Source organism: Serratia plymuthica, assembly GCF_018336935.1.
Classification (GTDB): Bacteria; Pseudomonadota; Gammaproteobacteria; order Enterobacterales; family Enterobacteriaceae; genus Serratia; species Serratia plymuthica_B.
The window spans coordinates 1332292-1351931 of sequence record NZ_CP068771.1 but is presented as its reverse complement, the minus strand read 5'-3'; the positions used below and the strand labels follow the sequence as shown (position 1 = coordinate 1351931).

Below are 19640 nucleotides of genomic sequence, written 5' to 3'. Positions count from 1 at the left end.
TTTTTACCTATTACGATCACAGCGCACGGAAAGAAATTTCCGTCGGAATGGCTTCGCCCTGCCAATACATCTGCGCCGCGACACGGCCGGCAAGCTGGCGATACAGTTCAGCGAATTCGCTGTCCGGGCGGCTGATTACCGTCGGCGCGCCGCGATCCAAATCTTCACGCAGCGAGATATGCAACGGCAGTTGCCCCAGCAAGCGGCTGTTGTACTTCTTCACCAACTTCTCTGCCCCGCCAGTGCCGAAAATCGGCTCATGATGACCGCAGTTGCTGCAAATATGCACGCTCATGTTTTCCACAATGCCCAGCACCGGCACATGCACTTTTTCGAACATCACAATGCCTTTGGCCGCGTCCAGCAAGGCGATATCCTGCGGCGTGGTAACCACCAGCGCGCCGGTAACCGGAATGTTCTGCGACAGCGTCAGTTGGATATCACCGGTGCCCGGCGGCATATCCAGCACCAGATAGTCCAGGTCCGGCCACAGCGTGTCCTGCAGCAGTTGCATCAGCGCCTTGCTGGCCATCGGGCCGCGCCACACCATGGCATTGTCGTCGGTCACCAGATAACCGATAGAATTGGTCGCCAGACCATGCGCCAGGATCGGCGCCATATGCTGACCATCCGGCGAGGTTGGCCGTTCATGCTCGGTGCCCAACATATTGGGGATCGACGGGCCATAGATGTCGGCGTCCAGAATACCGACCTTCGCGCCTTCGGCTGCCAGCGCCAATGCCAGATTGACGGCGGTGGTGGATTTCCCCACGCCGCCTTTGCCGGAACTGATGGCGATGATGTTGCGCACGCCCTTGATGCCGGCCTGATCGTTGGCGCGTTTCAGCGTGGCGATGTCATGCTTCAACTTCCACTCGATTGCCTCTGCGCCGGTGACGCGCAGCAGTTCTGCGCTAACGCGGTCTTTCAGCGCCTCAAAGGCGCTCTGCCAGGCGAACGGCATGACCAATTCAATGTGCAATACATGATCCAACAGCGCGCAATGGTGAATTGCCTTCAGCGCGGTCAGATTGTTTTTCAACGTCGGGTGTTCAAAGGCGGCCAGTACACCGGTCACCAGGGCACGCAGAACTTCGGGGTTGGTCTGCTCGGGGGATTTTGCGTTCATCCCGGCTCCTTGATTTTGAATGGATAGCTTCCCGCTAAGCATATCAGAACTGCAGGTCCGCTGGCGTGTGTCTGCAGAAAGAAACCGCCCTAGCCGTAGAGAGCGCGATCGGGTAACATCGAAGACCCTTTTTATTCATTACAGAAAGCAAGTTCTCACTATGGCTCAAGTCGCGAAAAAATTATTGGTGACGTGCGCGCTACCGTACGCAAATGGTTCCATCCATCTCGGCCACATGCTCGAGCACATCCAGGCAGATATCTGGGTTCGTTACCAACGAATGCGCGGCCACGAGGTTCATTTCATCTGTGCGGACGACGCGCACGGCACGCCGATCATGCTGAAAGCTCAGCAGTTGGGCATCGAGCCGGAAGAAATGATTGCGGAAATGAGCCAGGAGCACCAACAGGATTTCGCCGGTTTTGGCATCAGCTACGATAACTATCACTCTACCCATAGCGATGAAAACCGTGAACTCTCGAGCCTGATATACGGCCGCCTGAAAGAAAACGGCTTTATCAAGAACCGGACCATTTCCCAGTTGTACGATCCGGAAAAAGGCATGTTCCTGCCTGACCGTTTCGTGAAAGGCACCTGTCCGAAATGCAAATCGCCGGATCAATACGGCGACAACTGCGAAGTGTGCGGCGCGACCTACAGCCCGACCGAGCTTATCGATCCCAAATCCGTTGTTTCCGGCGCCACGCCGATCTTGCGTGATTCGGAGCACTTCTTCTTCGATCTGCCTTCGTTCAGCGAAATGCTGCAGGCCTGGACCCGTTCCGGCGCGCTGCAAGAGCAGGTGGCGAACAAGATGCAGGAGTGGTTTGAGTCGGGTCTGCAACAGTGGGATATTTCCCGCGATGCTCCTTACTTCGGCTTTGAGATCCCGGACGCGCCGGGCAAATACTTCTACGTCTGGCTGGATGCGCCGATCGGCTACATGGGCTCCTTCAAAAATCTGTGCGACAAACGCGGCGATCTGGACTTCGACGAGTTCTGGCGCAAGGATTCCAGCACCGAGCTGTATCACTTCATCGGCAAAGACATCGTGTATTTCCACAGCCTGTTCTGGCCGGCGATGCTGGAAGGCAGTCACTTCCGCAAACCGACCAACCTGTTCGTACACGGTTATGTGACGGTAAACGGCGCCAAGATGTCCAAGTCCCGCGGCACCTTTATCAAGGCCGGCACCTACCTGCAACATCTGGATGCCGACTGCCTGCGTTACTACTATGCCGCCAAGCTGTCCTCGCGCATTGACGATATCGACCTGAATCTGGAAGATTTCGTGCAACGCGTGAACGCCGATATCGTGAACAAGGTGGTTAACCTGGCTTCACGCAACGCCGGCTTTATCAGCAAGCGCTTTGGCGGCCAACTGGCCGATAACCTGGCCGATCCGGCGCTGTACCAAACCTTCGTTGACGCGGCAGGCAGCATCGCCGATGCCTACGCCAGCCGTGAGTCCGGCCGTGCAATCCGCGAAATAATGGCGCTGGCCGATTTGGCCAACCGTTATGTGGATGAGCAGGCGCCATGGGTCGTCGCCAAGCAAGAAGGCCGCGATGCCGAGTTGCAGGCCATCTGCTCGATGGGCATCAACCTGTTCCGCGTGCTGATGACCTACCTCAAGCCGGTGCTGCCATCGCTGACGGAACGTACCGAAGCCTTCCTTAACTGCGAACTGACCTGGGATGCGATCCAGCAGCCGCTGCTGGGCCACCAGGTTAATGCGTTCAAAGCTCTGTTCAACCGTATCGATCTGGACAAGGTGAATGAAATGGTCAGCGCTTCAAAAGAAGACATGACGGCGGCGAAAGTGGTCAGCGGCCCGCTGGCTGAAGATCCGATTCAGGAAACCATCACCTTTGACGACTTCGCCAAAGTTGATATGCGCATCGCCTTGATCAAGAGCGCCGACTTTGTCGAAGGCTCTGACAAACTGCTGAAACTGCAGTTGGATCTGGGCGGCGAGTCTCGTCAGATCTTCTCCGGCATCCGTTCCGCCTACCCGGATCCTAAAGCGCTCGAAGGCCGCCTGACCATCATGGTCGCCAACCTTGCGCCGCGCAAAATGCGTTTCGGCATTTCCGAAGGCATGGTGATGGCTGCCGGCCCAGGCGGCAAAGAGATCTTCCTGCTCAGCCCGGACAGCGGCGCCCAGCCGGGAATGCAGGTGAAGTAACTTCCGTTTTCACTGCCTTAAGGGCCAAGCAGCTGCTTGGCCCTTTTTTATTTGTTGCCCCCCTCAAAAGACGCCATCGCAGGCAAATTTTATCTGCCGCCCAGAAGCGATATATTTCAACATTATATATAGACGTCCAGATGTAAAGATTGCTATAAATACCCTCTTACCGGGATAGCTATCACCTGCTTTTGGAGCCAATAATAATGAAAACGATAAACACACCACTACTGGCCATTGGCCTGCTGGCCGCTCTGCCGCTGTTCGCCGCAGAATCCTCCACGCCGGCTCCGGTGCCAACCGCCATCGCCCAGCATCAGGGGCCGATCCGCGTTGCGGTGATCCGTAACCTGGGTTCAGACGACAACACCACTCAGTTTCTGGCGGGCGCCATCCAGGAGGGACGCAAGCTGGGCTTTAAGGTCGATACCTTCCTCAGTAACGGTGACGACGCGCGTTTTCAAGACTTCGTGAACCAGGCCATCAGCCAAAAATATGACGGCATTATTCTCTCGCAGGGCCGTGCGCCCTATTCCACCGATTTGGTCAAACGCATTGCGGCGGCGGGCATTGCCGTGTCCGTGTTTGATACCGACGTCAGCGGCAGCATTCCCGGCGTAACTGTGTCGCAGCAGGATGACGCTTCGCTGGCAAATGAGTCGTTCGGCCAACTGATAAAAGACTTCAACGGGAAGGCCAATATCATCAAGCTTTGGGTTGCCGGTTTCCCGCCGATGGAGCGCCGTCAGGCGGCCTACCAGCAGTTGCTGAAGCAAAACCCGGGCATTCACGAGCTGGAATCGATCGGCGCAGTGTCATCGGACGTGCAGGGTGACACCGCCAACAAGGTGGGCGCCGTACTGGCCAAGTACCCGAAAGGCAAGATTGACGCTATCTGGGGCACCTGGGACGCCTTTAGTCAGGGTGCCTACAAGGCGCTGAAAGAAAACGGCCGTACCGAAATCAAACTCTACAGCATCGATATTTCCAATCAGGATCTGCAGCTGATGCGCGAAGCCAATAGCCCGTGGAAGGTCAGCGTCGCGGTGGATACCAAGCTGATTGGTGCGGTAAATCTGCGTCTGGTGGCGAACAAGATTGCCGGTGAAGCTACGCCTGCAACCTATGAGTTCAAGGCGGCGTCTATTCCGCAGGCGTTGCTGGCCAGCCAGCCGGGGCCGGTCAACGTGGCCGGGCTGGCAAAAATCATCCCGGGCTGGGGCAGCAGCAGCGATTTTATCCAGCCGTGGTTCGCCACGCTGCAAGCCAAATCGGGAAAATAACCTTCCTCCGCTCCCTCCAGGCAGAACAGGGGGGCTGCATGCAGCCCCCCTAAGGCAACGGCCGCTTGAAAGTCGCGGAGGTTGCCTCTTTTTTTCATACAACATCTTCCCAGCCGGCCAAAATAAGCTATGTTATCAACATCGCTTAATAACTGTATGCATAAACAGGTCTGACATGAAGGGATTCCCACCGCTGATCATCGCACTGCTGGCCAGCTCGCTGGTATTGACCATAGGCCGCGGCGTCACGCTGCCGTTCATTACCATTTACCTCACCGGGCATTTCCACCTTTTGCCGAAAAGCGTCGGCATTATTCTGGGCATCAGCCTGACGATCGGCATTTTCGCCAGCCTGTATGGCGGCTACCTGGTGGACAAGTTCAACAAAAACACCTTGATCCTGCTTTCCATTTTACTGTTCGCCCTGAGCTTTTTCGCCATCCCGTGGATCCCGCGCCCGGGCGGCATCGTTCTGGTGCTGGCGATCCTGCATACTGCCTATTCGGTGCTGGGCATCACCATTAAAGCGTGCTTTGCCGACTGGCTGCCGGTCACGCAGCGCATAAAAGCCTTTTCGCTCAACTACACGCTGGTGAATGTCGGCTGGGCCATGGGGTCATCTCTGGGCGTGATGGTGGCCGGGCTGAACCCGCTGCTGCCGTTCTACCTCTCCGGTGGGCTGGCCTTATTGACGGTGGCGACGCTGAGCTTTCGTCTGCGTGGGCAGTTGCACCCAGGTCAGCCTGCGGCAGCCGAATCCGCACCGACCACATTGCCTGACTTTCGTCAGACGCTGGCCATCCTGCGCAGCGATCGCCGGCTGATTTACTTTACGCTCGGCAGTACGCTGGGGGCGGTCGTTTTCGGCCAGTTCACCGGCTACCTGTCGCAATACCTGATTATCGTCTCGAACGCCGAATTCGCGTACAAAATCATTGGCGTGGTGATGATCGTCAATGCCTGCATCGTCATCGCGTTGCAGTATTTGCTGAGCCGGGGCATGCGTCAGGAAAACATGCTGCGCTGGCTGGCGCTGGGCACGGCGTTTTTCATTGTCGGGCTGATCGGTTTTATGCTGGCGGGGCAATCCGTGTGGCTGTGGGCCGTGGCCATGGCGATATTCACGCTGGGGGAGATTATCGTCATCCCGGTGGAATATATGTTCATCGACTTTATCGCGCCGCCGCATCTGAAAGGCAGCTACTATGGCGTGCAAAACCTCAGTGCGTTGGGCGGCGCCATCAACCCGGTGATCTGCGGTTTTATCCTCAGCTACGCCGCACCGCCATTGATGTTTTTGATGTTGATTGCCGCCGCGTTATTGAGCCTGCTATTCTTTTTCCTCGGCCACCGGCTGGCGCAAAAGCAGTCACTCAATGCGATCGTCACACACGTGGAATAAGGCCGCGCGCGACCTTTCGCCGGTGCTGTCAGCATCGGTGTCATAGAGAGAATTCATGGTGTGATTTGTGGCGCAGGTCACAGTTTAATTGTATGATGAATACATCAGTTAAACGGGAAAAGGTGATGGCAAACGTGCTTACACTGTGCTGGAAATACCTGAGGGCAATCGTCCTTATCTACCTCTGCTTGTTTGCCGGCAATGCCATTACAGCGCTACTGCCGATCGCCATTCCCGGTAGCATTATCGGCATGCTGCTCCTGTTTGCCCTGCTCTCCAGCCAAATTTTGCCGGCGAAGTGGGTCAAGCCCGGTTGTCATCTGCTGATCCGCTATATGGTGCTGCTGTTCGTGCCGATTGGCGTCGGCGTGATGAACTATTACGAGCAAATCATCGAACATCTCAGCCCGCTGGTGGTTTCCTGCGTGATCAGCACCCTGATGGTGCTGATCGTCGTCGCCTGCACCTCTCACTATTTTCACCGCGAGCGTAAAATCATCGGCAGTGACGAACCTGCGGAGGGTAAAAAATGATCCATGAAATCTGGTGGTCATTGCCGTTAACCTTGCTGGTCTACTTTGCTGCACGCTGGCTGGCACAACGGCTGAAGATGCCGCTGCTGAACCCGCTGCTGGTTTCCATGGCGGTGATCATTCCCCTGCTGCTGCTGACCGGCATTCCCTATGAACGCTATTTTCAGGGCAGCAAGATCCTCAACGACTTGCTGCAACCGGCGGTGGTGGCGCTGGCCTTCCCGCTGTATGAGCAGTTGCATCAGATCCGCGCCCGCTGGAAGTCGATTATCGCAGTGTGCTTTATCGGCAGCATGACGGCGATGATCAGCGGCGGCGCCATCGCGCTGTGGATGGGCGCAACGCCGGAAATTGCCGCGTCGATCATGCCGAAATCCGTCACTACGCCGATCGCCATGGCGGTAGCGGGATCCCTTGGCGGCATCCCCGCCATCAGCGCCGTCTGCGTTATTTTCGCCGGCATATTCGGCTCGATATTCGGCCATTCGCTGTTCAGAGTACTGAAAATCACCACCCGTTCTGCACGCGGCCTGGCGATGGGCACCGCTTCGCACGCCATAGGCACGGCACGCTGTGCGGAAATGGACTACCAGGAAGGCGCCTTCAGCTCGCTGGCGCTGGTGATTTGCGGGATTATCACTTCGCTGCTGGCGCCCTTTGTCTTCCCGGTGTTGCTGCATTTGTTCGGTTAACGGGTTAGAAACTTGCGATACATCCCGCATTTATCGTTTTCATTGCATTGATTTCATCAATAAAGAGACTTTAATCACACTTTATTGCCAAAAGGCTGCCTAAAATGTTATCCCGTTAACCTGTAGAGAGAGTTTCTATGCACCCGCGTTTTCACACCGCTTTCGGCGAACTGTCCGCGACATTGCAATCCGTCCTGCTGCCTTATTTTGATGCGCCTGCTTTTCCGGCCATGTTCGAGGCGCAGCAGGTAGACGCGATCAAGCAGCGCTGCGGGCTGGATGATGATGCTCTGGCATTTGCCCTGTTGCCTCTGGCAGCGGCCTGCTCGTTAACGCCGATCTCCCATTTCCACGTCGGCGCCATTGCCCGCGGCCAGAGCGGCAATCTCTATTTTGGCGCCAATATGGAATTCAGCGGTGCGCCGATGCAACAAACCATCCATGCGGAACAGTGCGCGGTGACCCACGCCTGGTTGCGCGGTGAACCTGGTCTGGCCTCCATCACCGTTAACTACACGCCTTGCGGCCACTGCCGCCAGTTTATGAATGAACTGAACAGCGGTAGCGGCCTGCAAATTCGCCTGCCCGGCCGTGAGCCGGCCACGCTTGGCGATTATCTGCCGGATTCGTTCGGCCCGAAAGACCTGGATATCGCCACGCTGCTGATGGACCGGGTCGATCAGGGCTACCAACTGGCGCTGTCTGACGAACTGGAGAAAGCCGCGCTGGCCGCCGCCAACCAGAGCCATGCGCCCTACAGTAACGCCCATAGCGGCGTCGCGCTGGAGGCAGAAGACGGCACGATTTACGCCGGGCGCTATGCGGAGAACGCGGCCTTTAACCCGAGCCTGCCGCCGCTGCAAGCCGCGTTGATTCTGCTGAACGTCTCCGGACGCGACTGCCGGAAAATCCGCCGCGCGGTACTGGCTGAGCCACAAACCGCCATCTTCACCCAGTGGGACGCCACCCGTGCCACGCTGGAAGCGCTGGGTTGCCAAAACGTCAGCCGCATCACTTTCTGATCCCGATCGCGGCGGTGCCACCCGGCACCGCTGTTAACAGCCCCGCAAGCCGATTACAATGGCATTCACGTCTTAAAACACTTTCTTTAGTTAAATTAGGACGTGATCGTCGATAATTACGCCAATTTACCTCATGATCCGATAACAATTGCTGTACATATTTTCCCGATCTTTTAGGATCGGCATCATAAAAGTTATCCGATACGTTGAAGAGCAAAACAATGGAACTTGAATACGAAAGCAAACGCCCCCTCTACATCCCCTACGCCGGCCCGATTCTGCTGGAATTTCCGCTGCTGAACAAAGGCAGCGCCTTTACCGAGGATGAACGCAGCCATTTCAACCTGCACGGTTTACTGCCCGAAGCGGTGGAAACCATCGAAGAGCAGGTTGAACGCGCCTATCGTCAGTATCAGGATTTCAAGAACGACAACGACAAACACATCTATCTGCGCAATATCCAGGATACCAACGAAACCCTGTTCTACCGCCTGCTGGATGCGCATCTGAGCGAGATGATGCCCATCATCTACACCCCGACGGTCGGCGAAGCCTGTGAGCATTTCTCCGATATCTACCGCCGCGCGCGCGGGCTGTTTATCTCCTACCCAAACCGCGATCGCATCGACGACATGCTGCAAAACGCCACCAAGCAGAACGTTAAAGTGATCGTGGTCACCGACGGTGAGCGTATTCTCGGCCTAGGCGATCAGGGCATCGGCGGCATGGGCATTCCTATCGGCAAGCTGTCGCTGTATACCGCCTGTGGCGGCATCAGCCCGGCCTATACCCTGCCGGTCGTGCTGGACGTTGGCACCAACAACCCACAGCGCCTCAACGATCCGCTGTACATGGGCTGGCGCCACCCGCGCATCTCCGGCGATGAATACCACGCCTTTGTCGAAGAGTTCGTTCAGGCAGTAAAACGCCGCTGGCCAAACGTGCTGCTGCAATTCGAAGACTTCGCGCAGAACAACGCCACGCCGTTGTTGAACCGCTATCGCGATGAGATTTGCTGCTTCAACGACGATATTCAAGGCACCGCCGCGGTCACCCTTGGCAGCCTGATCGCCGCCAGCCGCGCCGCCGGCAGCCAACTGCGCGACCAAACCGTGACCTTCCTTGGCGCCGGTTCAGCCGGTTGCGGCATCGCCGAACAGATTATCGCGCAGATGAAATCCGAAGGACTGAGCGAAGACGAAGCCCGCGCCCAGGTCTTCATGGTTGACCGTTTCGGCCTGCTGACCGACAAACTGCCCAACCTGCTCGATTTCCAGAGCAAGCTGGTGCAAAAGAGCGAAAACCTGGCTTCATGGCAGACGTCCAGCGACGCCATCTCTCTGCTGGACGTGGTGCGTAACGCCAAACCCAGCATTTTGATCGGCGTTTCCGGCCAGCCGGGCCTGTTTACCGAAGAGCTGATCCGCGAAATGCACAAGCATTGCCCGCGCCCGATCGTCATGCCGCTGTCCAACCCGACCTCACGCGTGGAAGCCCGCCCGGAAGACATCATCAACTGGACCGACGGCGCCGCGCTGGTCGCGACCGGCAGCCCGTTTGCGCCGGTGAGCTATAAAGACCAGCTGTTCCCTATTGCCCAATGCAACAACTCCTATATCTTCCCGGGGATTGGTTTGGGCGTGCTGGCCTCCGGCGCTACCCGCGTGACCGACGCCATGCTGATGGCCGCCAGCCGCGCGCTGGCAGATTGTTCGCCGCTGGCGACCGACGGACATGGCGCGCTGTTGCCGAATATCGACGATATTCAGGGCGTATCCAAGTGCATCGCGATGGAAGTGGGCAAAGCGGCGCAGCTGCAGGGAATGGCGGTAGTCACCTCTGAAGAAGCGCTGTCGAAGGCCATTGAACACAACTTCTGGCGGCCACAGTACCGCAGCTACAAACGCACCTCGTTCTGATTTACGCAGGTGACGCGCAAGGTCCGGCACGCCGGACCTTTTTTATTGTCAAAACCGCCTAAAAATGCGGCGCAATACGTGCTTCAGGCGGTGGACAGCTTGCGTCGGCCAGTCAGGTAAAGTAGCCTTGAGCCATCTTTTTTGGCCCCTGTGCGCGTAAGGCAATAACATGTGGAAACGCCTGATAATCAGCCTGTTCATCATCATTACGGTGTTGATGTTCTCGGCGCTCGCGCTCGATCGCTGGATCAGTTGGAAAACCGCGCCTTACGTCTACGACGAACTCCAGGGGCTGCCCCATCGCCAGGTCGGCGTGGTGCTCGGCACCGCAAAATATTACCGTACCGGCGTCATCAACCAGTATTACCGTTACCGCATTCAGGGCGCGATTAACGCCTATAACAGCGGCAAGGTGAAATACCTGCTGCTGAGCGGAGACAATGCCCAGCAAAGCTATAACGAGCCCATGACCATGCGCCGCGATCTGATCGCCGCAGGCGTAGCACCCAGCGATATCGTGCTGGATTACGCCGGGTTCCGTACCCTGGACTCCATAGTGCGTACCCGCAAGGTGTTCGACACCAATGACTTCATCATTATCACCCAGCGTTTCCACTGCGAGCGCGCGCTGTTTATTGCCCTGCATATGGGGATCCAGGCCCAGTGCTACGCAGTGCCGTCGCCGAAAGACATGATGACGGTGCGCGCTCGCGAGATCTTCGCCCGCCTTGGCGCGCTGACCGACCTGTACATACTCAAACGCGAACCGCGCTTCCTCGGCCCGCTGATCCCCATCTCCTCCATGCACGCGGTGCCGGAAGACGCCCAGGGCTACCCGGCGGTGTCGCCAGAGCAGTTGGTGGAACTGGAGCACAAGCTGAAAGAAGAAAAGCAAAAGGCCAAACAGCCTTAGTTGCAACGGTGCAAATAAAAACGGTCGGCATTTGCCGACCGTTTTTATTGCTGCGGAACGCTTATTTCTTCTTGGCGTATTTCAGTGAGTCCAGCGCCACGGCGAAGATAATGATGCCGCCCTTGATGATGTACTGCCAGTAAGGGTTAACGCCAATGTAGGTCAGCCCGTAGTTGATGACGGTAAAGATGATCACCCCGGTCACTACGCCCAACACCGTCCCCACCCCACCGGCAAAGGACACGCCGCCCACCACGCAGGCGGCGATGGCATCCAGCTCATACATAAAACCGAGGTTGTTGGTGGCGCTGCCGATACGGCCGGCTTCCAACAGGCCGCCAAAGGCATAGAACACGCCGGACAGCGCATAGATCATGATCAGGTTCAACGGCACGTTCACGCCGGAAACCTTTGCCGCTTCCGGGTTACCGCCGATGGCGAAGATATTTTTGCCGAAGCGGGTTTTATTCCACAGGATCCAGACAAAAATAATCGCGATGATGGCGTAGAAAGTGATGTACGACAGCTTAAAGTCGCCAAAGCGCAGGAATCCCTGGGCAAAGCTAGAGAACTTGGGATCGAACCCCGCTACCGGCGAAGCGCCGACAGAATCGTAATACAGCGAGTTGATGCCGTAGACGATGATCATGGTACCCAGGGTGGTAATAAACGGCGTCACATTCAGATAGGCGATGATCAGACCGTTCACCAGGCCGATCACCGCGCCAACGGCGCACACCAGCAGGATCACCAGCGGGATCGACCAGGTTTCCATATGGGGAAACACTTTATTGACGTTGTCCATCGACTGCAGCAACGTTGCCGCCACCACCGCCGCCAGCCCAACCTGACGCCCGGCGGACAGGTCGGTACCCTGAGTGACGATCAACCCGGCCACGCCCAGTGCAATAATAATACGCACCGATGACTGGGTCAGGATGTTGCTCAGGTTCATTAAACTGAGGAAAGTCGGGTCCTGGATAATAATAATTGCCAGCAGCACCAGCAATACCACGTAAATGCCACCTTCTTTAAAATAGGTGAACAAAGTTTTCTTATTCAGCGCGTTCATAATTCTGATCCTTAAAGGTGCAGGGATGCGAGGCGTAAAATTTCATTTTGCGAGGTCTGTTTGGTGTTAACGATGCCCGCAACCTGACCATTACTCATCACCAGTATTCTGTCGGTAATTCCCAAAAGCTCCGGCATTTCGGACGAGACAATAATGATCCCCTTGCCCTTCTTCGCCAATTCGGTCATCAGCTGATAAATTTCGAATTTGGCGCCGACGTCAATGCCGCGCGTCGGTTCATCCAGCATTAATATTTCCGGTTGGGTTAACAGCCAGCGGCCGATAATCACCTTCTGCTGGTTGCCGCCGGACAGCGAGCCGATATGGGTATGGTGGCCCGGCGTTTTGACCCGCATGGCGTCGATCACCCATTGGGTGTCGCTCTTCATTCGGGCGTTATCCAGCAGACCGATTTTATTTTTATAGTTGCGGATATTGGATATCAGCGAGTTGAAGCCCACATCCAGATAGGCGTAAATCCCGGTAGAGCGGCGCTCTTCCGTTACCAGTGCAAAACCGTGGTTTATCGCTTCATTGGCGCTGTGATTGTTGATGGCCTTGCCGTGCAGCTTGATGGTGCCCGCCACCTTTTCACGGATACCGAACAGGGTTTCCACAATGTCCGTGCGCTTGGCGCCCACCAACCCGGCAATGCCAAGAATTTCACCTTTGTGCAGATCGAAAGAAACATCGCGAATCGAAGGCTGGCGCAATGACGTCAGGTTCTTCACCTCCAGAATCACCTCTCCCGGCGTATTCTGTCTGTCGGGGAAACGCTGACTGAGCGAACGGCCCACCATCATCGAGATGATCTTGTCCATATCCAGCCCTTCCAGCGGCTGGGTGGCGATCCACTGGCCGTCGCGCAGGATGGTGATTTCATCGCACAGTTGGAAAATTTCTTCCATTTTATGCGAGATATAGACAATGCCGCAGCCGCGCTCTTTCAGCTTACGGATAATGGTGAACAGATGGTTCACCTCTTTTTCCGTCAGTGACGAGGTCGGCTCATCCATAATGACAATCTTGGCGTCATAGGAAAACGCCTTGGCGATTTCGATCATCTGCATTTGCGATACCGACAGCGTGCCCACTTTATCCCGCGGGTTGATATCAATATCCAGCTCGTCGAATATCGCCTGGGTGTCCTTCAACATCTTGTCCTGATCGACAAACATGCCTTTGGTCGGATAACGCCCCAACCACATGTTGTCCATCACGGTGCGCTGCAGGACCAGATTTAACTCCTGATGCACCATTGAAACGCCGTGTTCCAGCGCCTCTTTTGAGCTTTTGAAATCAATTTCCCGGCCCTGAAAAACAATACTGCCGGCATCTTTTTTATAAATGCCAAACAGGCATTTTAATAATGTTGATTTCCCGGCGCCGTTCTCCCCCATTAACGCATGAATGGAGTGCGGACGAACGCGCAGGTTAACATTATCCAATGCCTTGACGCCGGGGAATGACTTGCTGATATCGGTCATTTCCAGGAGGAATTCGCGTGGGCTGTCGGCCATAAATACACCTGGCTATTATTGTACCCATCGTCTGTCAAACCGCAGCGTGGTTAGCCGCAACGTGAAATTCGTGGGTATAGGCTGTCATTTGAATAAAAAATTCCCCCGCCTGCGGCTTTCCTGGTGTTGGCGCTGAGCGCACCCCAGGCGGGGTCATTACGGCTTATATCAGAACTTACTTAACAAACTGAGACAGATTGTCTTTATCTACGCCAACGTAAGGAATGCGCACCACTTTATTTTCGATTTTATATTGGGTGCCGTCGGCGGCCGGTTTGCCCGCAGCCAGGTTTTTCGCCAATTCGAAGGTGGCTTTAGCCTGGTTGTCGGCATCGTTCAGCACCGTCCCCGCCATCGCGCCGGATTTGACCATCGCCAGCGCTTCCGGCAACGCATCCACGCCGAATACCGGAATGCTGGATTTGTTGTGTGCCTTCAGCGCTTCTACCGCGCCCATCGCCATGGCATCGTTGTTGGCGATAACCACTTCAATTTTGTTGGCGTTCGGGCCGGACAACCAGGCGTCCATTTTGTCTTTCGCCTGAGCGGTATCCCACATGGCGGTGTCCATCTGCAGTTGCTGCGTTTTAAGGCCGCCTTCGTTCAACGTTTTCACCACATAGGTGGTGCGCGCTTCGGCATCCGGGTGGCCCGGTTCGCCTTTCAGCAACACATACTGAATCTGGCCGTCTTTGTTCAGATCCCAGTTCGGGTTGGCTTTCCAGTGCTTGGCGATCAGCTGGCCCTGGATCACGCCGGACTCCTTGGAGTCGGTCCCGACATAAAACGCTTTGTCATAGCTGTCCAGCGCTTTGCGGGAAGGTTCTTTGTTATAAAACACGACAGGGATATCGTTTGCGCGCGCCTTATCGATAACCACCGGGGCCGCGGCCGGGTCAACCAGGTTGATCGCCAGCGCTTTCACGCCCTTGGCGATCAGTACGTCGATCTGGTCGTTTTGCTTGGACTGATCGTTCTGCGAGTCATTCATCAGCAGAGTGATATCCGGAGAGGCCTTGGCGTCTTTCTCGATCGCCTTGCGCACTACCGACATGAAGTTGTCGTCGTATTTATAAATGGTGACGCCAATACGGGTATCTGCATGAGCTGCGGCACCAAACATCATGGCTGCGGCCGTCGCGGCCAGGGTGAAAACCTTCTTATTCATTGTCTGTCTCCGGTTTATGTAGGTCGTACTCGGTATTGAGCCAAAGGTAACCGGCGGTGGGTGCACGACCGGGTCTGGCAGGTTCCCTGTCATCCGTGAATCATGTTATTCCTGAAAAGTGCTGTGTCAGCGCGAGATAAAACGGCAGCGGCAAGTGCCTTTGCGCCGGAAAACGCCTAGAGCATAGACGGGGCGATGTTAATAATCTGTGAATTTTCTCACAGATTGAAAACGGTTACACAAGATTAAATCTTCAGAGAGTGACCGCCGCCTCACTTTGCCAGGGCGCATCGGAATGGCGACGTACCAGAGTAGGCATAAACAGGTGGCGCGCCTGTGGCTCCAGCCCGCCAGCCGCGCCACGCAGGGCCAATTCGGTGGCGAGAGTCGCCATGGTAACAATAGGATAGCGTACCGTGGTCAGTTTAGGGCTGGTATAGCGTGCAATGGGGATATCATCGAACCCCACTATCGAGAAATTTTGCGGCACTGTGATACCGTTTTCTTTCAGCACCGCCATGGCGCCGGCGGCCATAGCATCGTTATAGGCGAACACCGCGCTCAGGTGCAGGTTGCGCCCAAGCAGCTCGACCATGGCGGCCTCCCCGCCCTGCAGATCCGGTGAACCGTAAGCGCGCCAGTTGTCCGGCGTAGCCAGCCCCGCGGCGCTCATCGCCTGCTCATAGCCCTGCTGACGCAGCGGTCCGTCTTCGATCGGGTGATTGGAGCCCAGGTAACCAATACGCTGGTGGCCCTGCGACAACAGCAGGCGCATCGCCATCTCTGCGCCGCTGACGTTATCCAGGCCAACGCAGCGGTGTTCATAGCCGGCGATGATTCGGTTAATCAGCACCATGCCCGGCACCTGTTCGAGAAAGGCGATCAACTCGGCGTCACACAAGGCTTTTGCATGAACAATCAAGGCATTGCATCGCTGACGAATCAATACTTCGATGGCATGACGCTCTTTTTCCGCCTGGTGGTAGCTGTTGCCAATCAGCAGGTATTTGTGGTTTTTCTGCGCCACAGTGTCTACCGCTTTCACCAACGCGCCAAAGAAGGGATCGGAAACGTCCATCACCACCACGCCGAGGGTATCGCTGCTTTGGGTGGCCAACGCCTGCGCGTTGGCATTGGGCCGGTAGCCCAGTTCCGCGACCGCCTGCAGCACCCCTTCACGCGTCTGTTTGCTGGTCAGGGCGCTGTTGTTCAGCACGCGGGAGACGGTCGCTACGGACACGCCCGCGCGTTTCGCCACGTCGCGAATGGTGATGGGGTGAACAGAGGCCATGAAAGATCCTGAGGTCGGGGTAGTTGACAGTGGCGCTATCCTACCCCGTTTGTCATCCTCCTCTGCGTGAATTACGTCACAGGAAAGAAAACGTTTACATACATTTTTTTAACCTGCCTGCGCCAGATCTCAGTTCAGCGCCTTGGGTTTTGCCTGACCGGCGGCCAGGTGGGTCAATTTTCGCCACAGCCACTCTACCGGCCCCTGCGGAAAATAACTCAACCACAGGTTGGAAAACAACAGGTTAGCCAGCCAGACCAGCGGCACAAACGCCAACAGTTGCAGGCGATCAAACTGCTGATACAGGCCAAAGCGATAGAACAGCGTGGTGCAGACCAGCGTTTGCAGCAGGTAATTGCTCAGCGCCATACGCCCGACCTGCGTCAGCCAATGGGCGATACGCAGGCGCGACAGCGTCGGCCAGAAACCGTAACACAGCGCCAGATAGCCCATCGCCTGCAAGGGTGCGCCCAGTTCACGCGGCACCTGCAATAAAAAACCGCTCCAGCGGTAGTCCCAGTGCAGATGCCACTGCAAGGCTACCGCCGGCAGTTGGATCAGCAATGAAAGCGGTATCAGCCAGGCCGCCTGCCGGCGATAGTAGCCCGGCGAATAAGTACCGCGCAGCCAGCCGCTGCGCATCAGTCCCGCACCGAACAGCATCAACCCCGCCAACTCCCAGCCGTATTGAGCGCCAATCGCCAGCAGGCTGGAAGACAGCAGATCAACACGGCTGCGCCATGCCTCCATGCCCCCCTGCAATTTCCAGAACTTCTCATACTGCAACTCAGCTACGCCTGGTTGCCAGAAACCGCCCGGCTCACCGTGCGAAACGAACCCCAGCAGCAACAACACCCCAACGCCAATCAGGTACAGCACCACGCCGGTTTTCAGCAGTTGGTAAGTGTCCTTCGCATCGCGGATCATCCGCCAGCACACCAGGCCGATCAACCCGTAAGCCAACAGGATGTCACCGTCCCAGAGAAAAATGGCATGCCCCAGGCCGAACAGCACCAACCACGACAATCGGGCACGTATCCAGCCTTTGCCGCGGCGCAGCAGCATCTGCAGGCCTGCGCCGAATAGCAGGGCGAACATCGCCAAAAACTTGGCCTGCGCGAAAATATCCAGCAGCGCCCAGGTCCAGGCATCGCGAGAGGTCGGCAGCCCCAGATAGGCAGGGTTTAGGTAGGCCGCCTTTGGCAGGCCAAAGGCGCTGATATTCAGCAGAAGAATGCCGAGAATGGCGATACCTCGCACGCAGTCCAGCGTGGCGATGCGTGGCAAGGGGGCCGTGGAGCTAGTGTTCATTATTTTACCGCTGTATGCCGGTCATTAAAAAGGCGCCCGCAGGCGCCTGTTCTTTTTTTTTAACCCGCCATCACCCCTGGTGATGGCGCACCGCGCGCAAAAACTCCTGGCGCGTGTTCTGACTGGACTTGAACAGCCCCCCCAGAGAAGTGGTGGTGGTGGCGCTGGTCGCATCACGGATGCCGCGTGCCTTAACACAATAATGGACCGCATCAATCGATACCGCCACGTTATTGGTGCCGAGCAAGGTTTGCAATGCCACCAGGATCTGCTGAGTCAAACGCTCCTGCACCTGAGGGCGCTGGGAGAAAAACTGCACGATACGGTTGATTTTCGACAAACCAATGACCACATCTTTCGGGATGTAGGCCACGGTCGCTTTGCCGTCGATGGTCACGAAGTGATGCTCGCAGGTGCTGGTCAGTGTGATATCGCGCACCGTCACCATTTCATCTACCTTCATCTTGTTTTCGATGACGGTGATTTTTGGGAAGTTGGCGTAGTCCAGGCCGGAGAAAATCTCATCGACATACATCTTGGCAATGCGGTGCGGGGTTTCCGCCAGGCTGTCGTCGGACAGGTCGAGATTAAGCAGCTGCATGATTTCCGTCATGTGCTCTTTAATACGACGTTTGCGCGTTTCGCGATCCAGCACTTCACCGCGCAATGGGGTTTCCAGACCACGCTCTTCGAGCGCTGCATGAACCAGGGCAGCTTCTTTATTTAATGATGTCATTTATTCTCTCCAACGGACTTGAACTCACCCATCCAACGGCTTTACCGGGCAGATAGGTGAATTGCATACTCTCCTGACAGCAGAAGTTTCCGTCGTTGATAACGTGAACCCGGTCAAGATTTTGCCCCCACTCTAGAGGAGAGTGAAGGGATTATCCAGTGATTGTGTTTCAACCGCAGGTGAAATATTCGCATTTAGCACAATCAGGCCTGCTGCAGGTATCCCGCTTTTTTTGTACGGAATTTAATCACGGCAGCGTCGGTTTTCGCGCCAATTCGCGTGCCGGCGTATTCACCACCAGCAGACCGGCCACGATCAGACCCACAACCGCCACATACAGCGCCGGTTCCAGCCTGTGGGTCAATGCCGTCGACAGCGCCGACAGAGTGGGGCCAACCAGTTGCCCCAACGCATAGCCGGTGGTCAACAATCCCGCCATATAACGCGCATGGTTGGGCGCCAACTCCCGGCCATGCTGAATGGAAAGCTGCACCACACTGAGGAAACCGCCGCCGGTAAGTAACGCCCCCAGCGCCAACCCGGCCACACCCGGTACCACTTCCGCGCACAGTACGCCCAGCGCCTGCACCCACAGGGTAATAGCCAGTCGGGACTGAGTGGTCAGCCGATGGCGGGTCAGAATGCCGAGAACGATCCCCAATACCGCCGCGCCGCCGAAGATCGGCCAAACGAATTGAGCGAACAGGCTATCGGGAAAACGCGCCGCCGCCATTTGCGATAAAAAGGTCGCCGGCAGAATATAGCCAAAGCCCGCCAGGCTGTAGCTCCAGACCAGGCGTTTCAACGCCGGGGTCAGTTGCAACGGCTCCGCCGCCACGTTGGGGCGATGCAGCTCACCGGCACGCGGCAGGTTAATGCTGATGGCGCCAATCAGTACCAGCGCCAATACGCCATACACCATCCAGGCCTGCGACGCCGTCAGCGCCAGGCTATGAATGCCCACCGCCATCATGCCGCTGATAAAAATTCCGGCCCCCGGGCCGGCGAATACCGCCGCGCTCAGCGCCGGCCGGCCATAGTGCGCCAGTCGCTCGTTGGTCCAGGCCGCCACCAATACCATCGACCAGCCGCTGGCCCAACCGATGGCAAATCGCACCGCACCATGCCACCACTCGCCCTGCACCACGGCGGAAAGCAGCGTCAAGGCCACGGCACCCCACACGCCCAGCCACAGCCGGCGCTCAACGTGGCGGCTGGCGCGCATGGCGTCGTAAGCGCCGCACAGATACCCCAGGTAGTTGATCGCTGCCACCAGCCCGGCCCCGGTCAGGGTAAACTGGTGCTCGGCAATCATCAGCGGCACCTGCGGGGTAAAGGCGAAGCGCCCAATCCCCATGGCGACGATCAACGCAATAAAACCGCTCAGGGCAATTCTTAAGGCCATGTAGAGTTATCCAGACTGTTAAAAGAAGGTTGCCAGCATCATGCCGCAGTATTAAA

General features: G+C 56.6%; 16 protein-coding genes. 8 read left to right on the top strand and 8 right to left on the bottom strand.

The annotated features are described in order from the left end of the window. Positions 1-16: 16 nt before the first annotated feature. Positions 17-1129 (bottom strand): iron-sulfur cluster carrier protein ApbC, encoded by a 1113-nt coding sequence (gene apbC / locus JK621_RS06455; RefSeq protein WP_212559105.1) that lies wholly within the window; start codon positions 1127-1129, stop codon positions 17-19. A 160-nt stretch (positions 1130-1289) separates the two neighbouring features. On the opposite strand from apbC, the gene metG reads away from it, so the two are divergent. From metG to sanA, 8 genes are all read left to right on the top strand, one after another. Continuing rightward, positions 1290-3317 (top strand): methionine--tRNA ligase, encoded by a 2028-nt coding sequence (gene metG / locus JK621_RS06450; RefSeq protein WP_212559104.1) that lies wholly within the window; start codon positions 1290-1292, stop codon positions 3315-3317. A 206-nt stretch (positions 3318-3523) separates the two neighbouring features. Next, on the top strand, positions 3524-4600 hold the full coding sequence (locus JK621_RS06445; protein ID WP_212559103.1) for a sugar ABC transporter substrate-binding protein: 1077 nt from the start codon (positions 3524-3526) through the stop codon (positions 4598-4600). A gap of 175 nt (positions 4601-4775) precedes the next feature. Next, positions 4776-6002 (top strand): MFS transporter, encoded by a 1227-nt coding sequence (locus JK621_RS06440; protein WP_212559102.1) that lies wholly within the window; start codon positions 4776-4778, stop codon positions 6000-6002. 125 nt (positions 6003-6127) lie between these two features. Continuing rightward, positions 6128-6535 carry a CidA/LrgA family protein gene (locus tag JK621_RS06435; RefSeq protein WP_212559101.1) on the top strand — a complete coding sequence of 136 codons (408 nt, stop codon included), beginning with the start codon at positions 6128-6130 and terminating at the stop codon, positions 6533-6535. Next, complete coding sequence (locus JK621_RS06430; protein WP_212559100.1) at positions 6532-7227, top strand: CidB/LrgB family autolysis modulator; 696 nt, start codon at positions 6532-6534, stop codon at positions 7225-7227. Before JK621_RS06435 ends, JK621_RS06430 begins: the two co-directional genes overlap by 4 nt. Before the next feature lie 137 nt (positions 7228-7364). Then, positions 7365-8249, top strand: coding sequence for a cytidine deaminase (cdd, locus tag JK621_RS06425; RefSeq protein WP_212559099.1), 885 nt, complete (start codon positions 7365-7367; stop codon positions 8247-8249). A 221-nt stretch (positions 8250-8470) separates the two neighbouring features. Then, a complete protein-coding gene (locus tag JK621_RS06420; RefSeq protein ID WP_212559098.1) occupies positions 8471-10168 on the top strand; it encodes an NAD-dependent malic enzyme in 1698 nt (565 codons plus the stop codon). A 169-nt stretch (positions 10169-10337) separates the two neighbouring features. Beyond that, a complete protein-coding gene (gene sanA / locus JK621_RS06415) occupies positions 10338-11081 on the top strand; it encodes an outer membrane permeability protein SanA (protein WP_212559097.1) in 744 nt (247 codons plus the stop codon). A 61-nt stretch (positions 11082-11142) separates the two neighbouring features. Here sanA and mglC read toward each other — a convergent pair whose 3' ends face one another. The 7 genes from mglC to JK621_RS06380 all read right to left on the bottom strand — a co-directional run bounded on the left by mglC (position 11143) and on the right by JK621_RS06380 (position 19584). Beyond that, on the bottom strand, positions 11143-12153 hold the full coding sequence (mglC, locus tag JK621_RS06410) for a galactose/methyl galactoside ABC transporter permease MglC (protein WP_006324395.1): 1011 nt from the start codon (positions 12151-12153) through the stop codon (positions 11143-11145). Between the two features lie 11 nt (positions 12154-12164). After that, entirely contained in the window at positions 12165-13673 is a 1509-nt protein-coding gene (mglA, locus tag JK621_RS06405) for a galactose/methyl galactoside ABC transporter ATP-binding protein MglA (RefSeq protein ID WP_006322187.1), read from the bottom strand. Positions 13674-13848: 175 nt separating this feature from the next. After that, positions 13849-14841, bottom strand: coding sequence for a galactose/glucose ABC transporter substrate-binding protein MglB (gene mglB, locus JK621_RS06400; RefSeq protein ID WP_004942352.1), 993 nt, complete (start codon positions 14839-14841; stop codon positions 13849-13851). A gap of 253 nt (positions 14842-15094) precedes the next feature. Further along, a complete protein-coding gene (gene galS, locus JK621_RS06395; protein ID WP_212559096.1) occupies positions 15095-16132 on the bottom strand; it encodes an HTH-type transcriptional regulator GalS in 1038 nt (345 codons plus the stop codon). A gap of 129 nt (positions 16133-16261) precedes the next feature. Then, positions 16262-17443 carry a DUF418 domain-containing protein YeiB gene (yeiB, locus tag JK621_RS06390; protein ID WP_283249347.1) on the bottom strand — a complete coding sequence of 394 codons (1182 nt, stop codon included), beginning with the start codon at positions 17441-17443 and terminating at the stop codon, positions 16262-16264. A gap of 70 nt (positions 17444-17513) precedes the next feature. Beyond that, the gene (gene folE, locus JK621_RS06385) at positions 17514-18179 is read right to left on the bottom strand and encodes a GTP cyclohydrolase I FolE (protein WP_212559095.1); all 666 of its coding nucleotides are present in this window, start codon (positions 18177-18179) and stop codon (positions 17514-17516) included. Positions 18180-18426: 247 nt separating this feature from the next. After that, positions 18427-19584 carry a YbfB/YjiJ family MFS transporter gene (locus JK621_RS06380; protein WP_212559094.1) on the bottom strand — a complete coding sequence of 386 codons (1158 nt, stop codon included), beginning with the start codon at positions 19582-19584 and terminating at the stop codon, positions 18427-18429. Positions 19585-19640 lie beyond the last annotated feature (56 nt).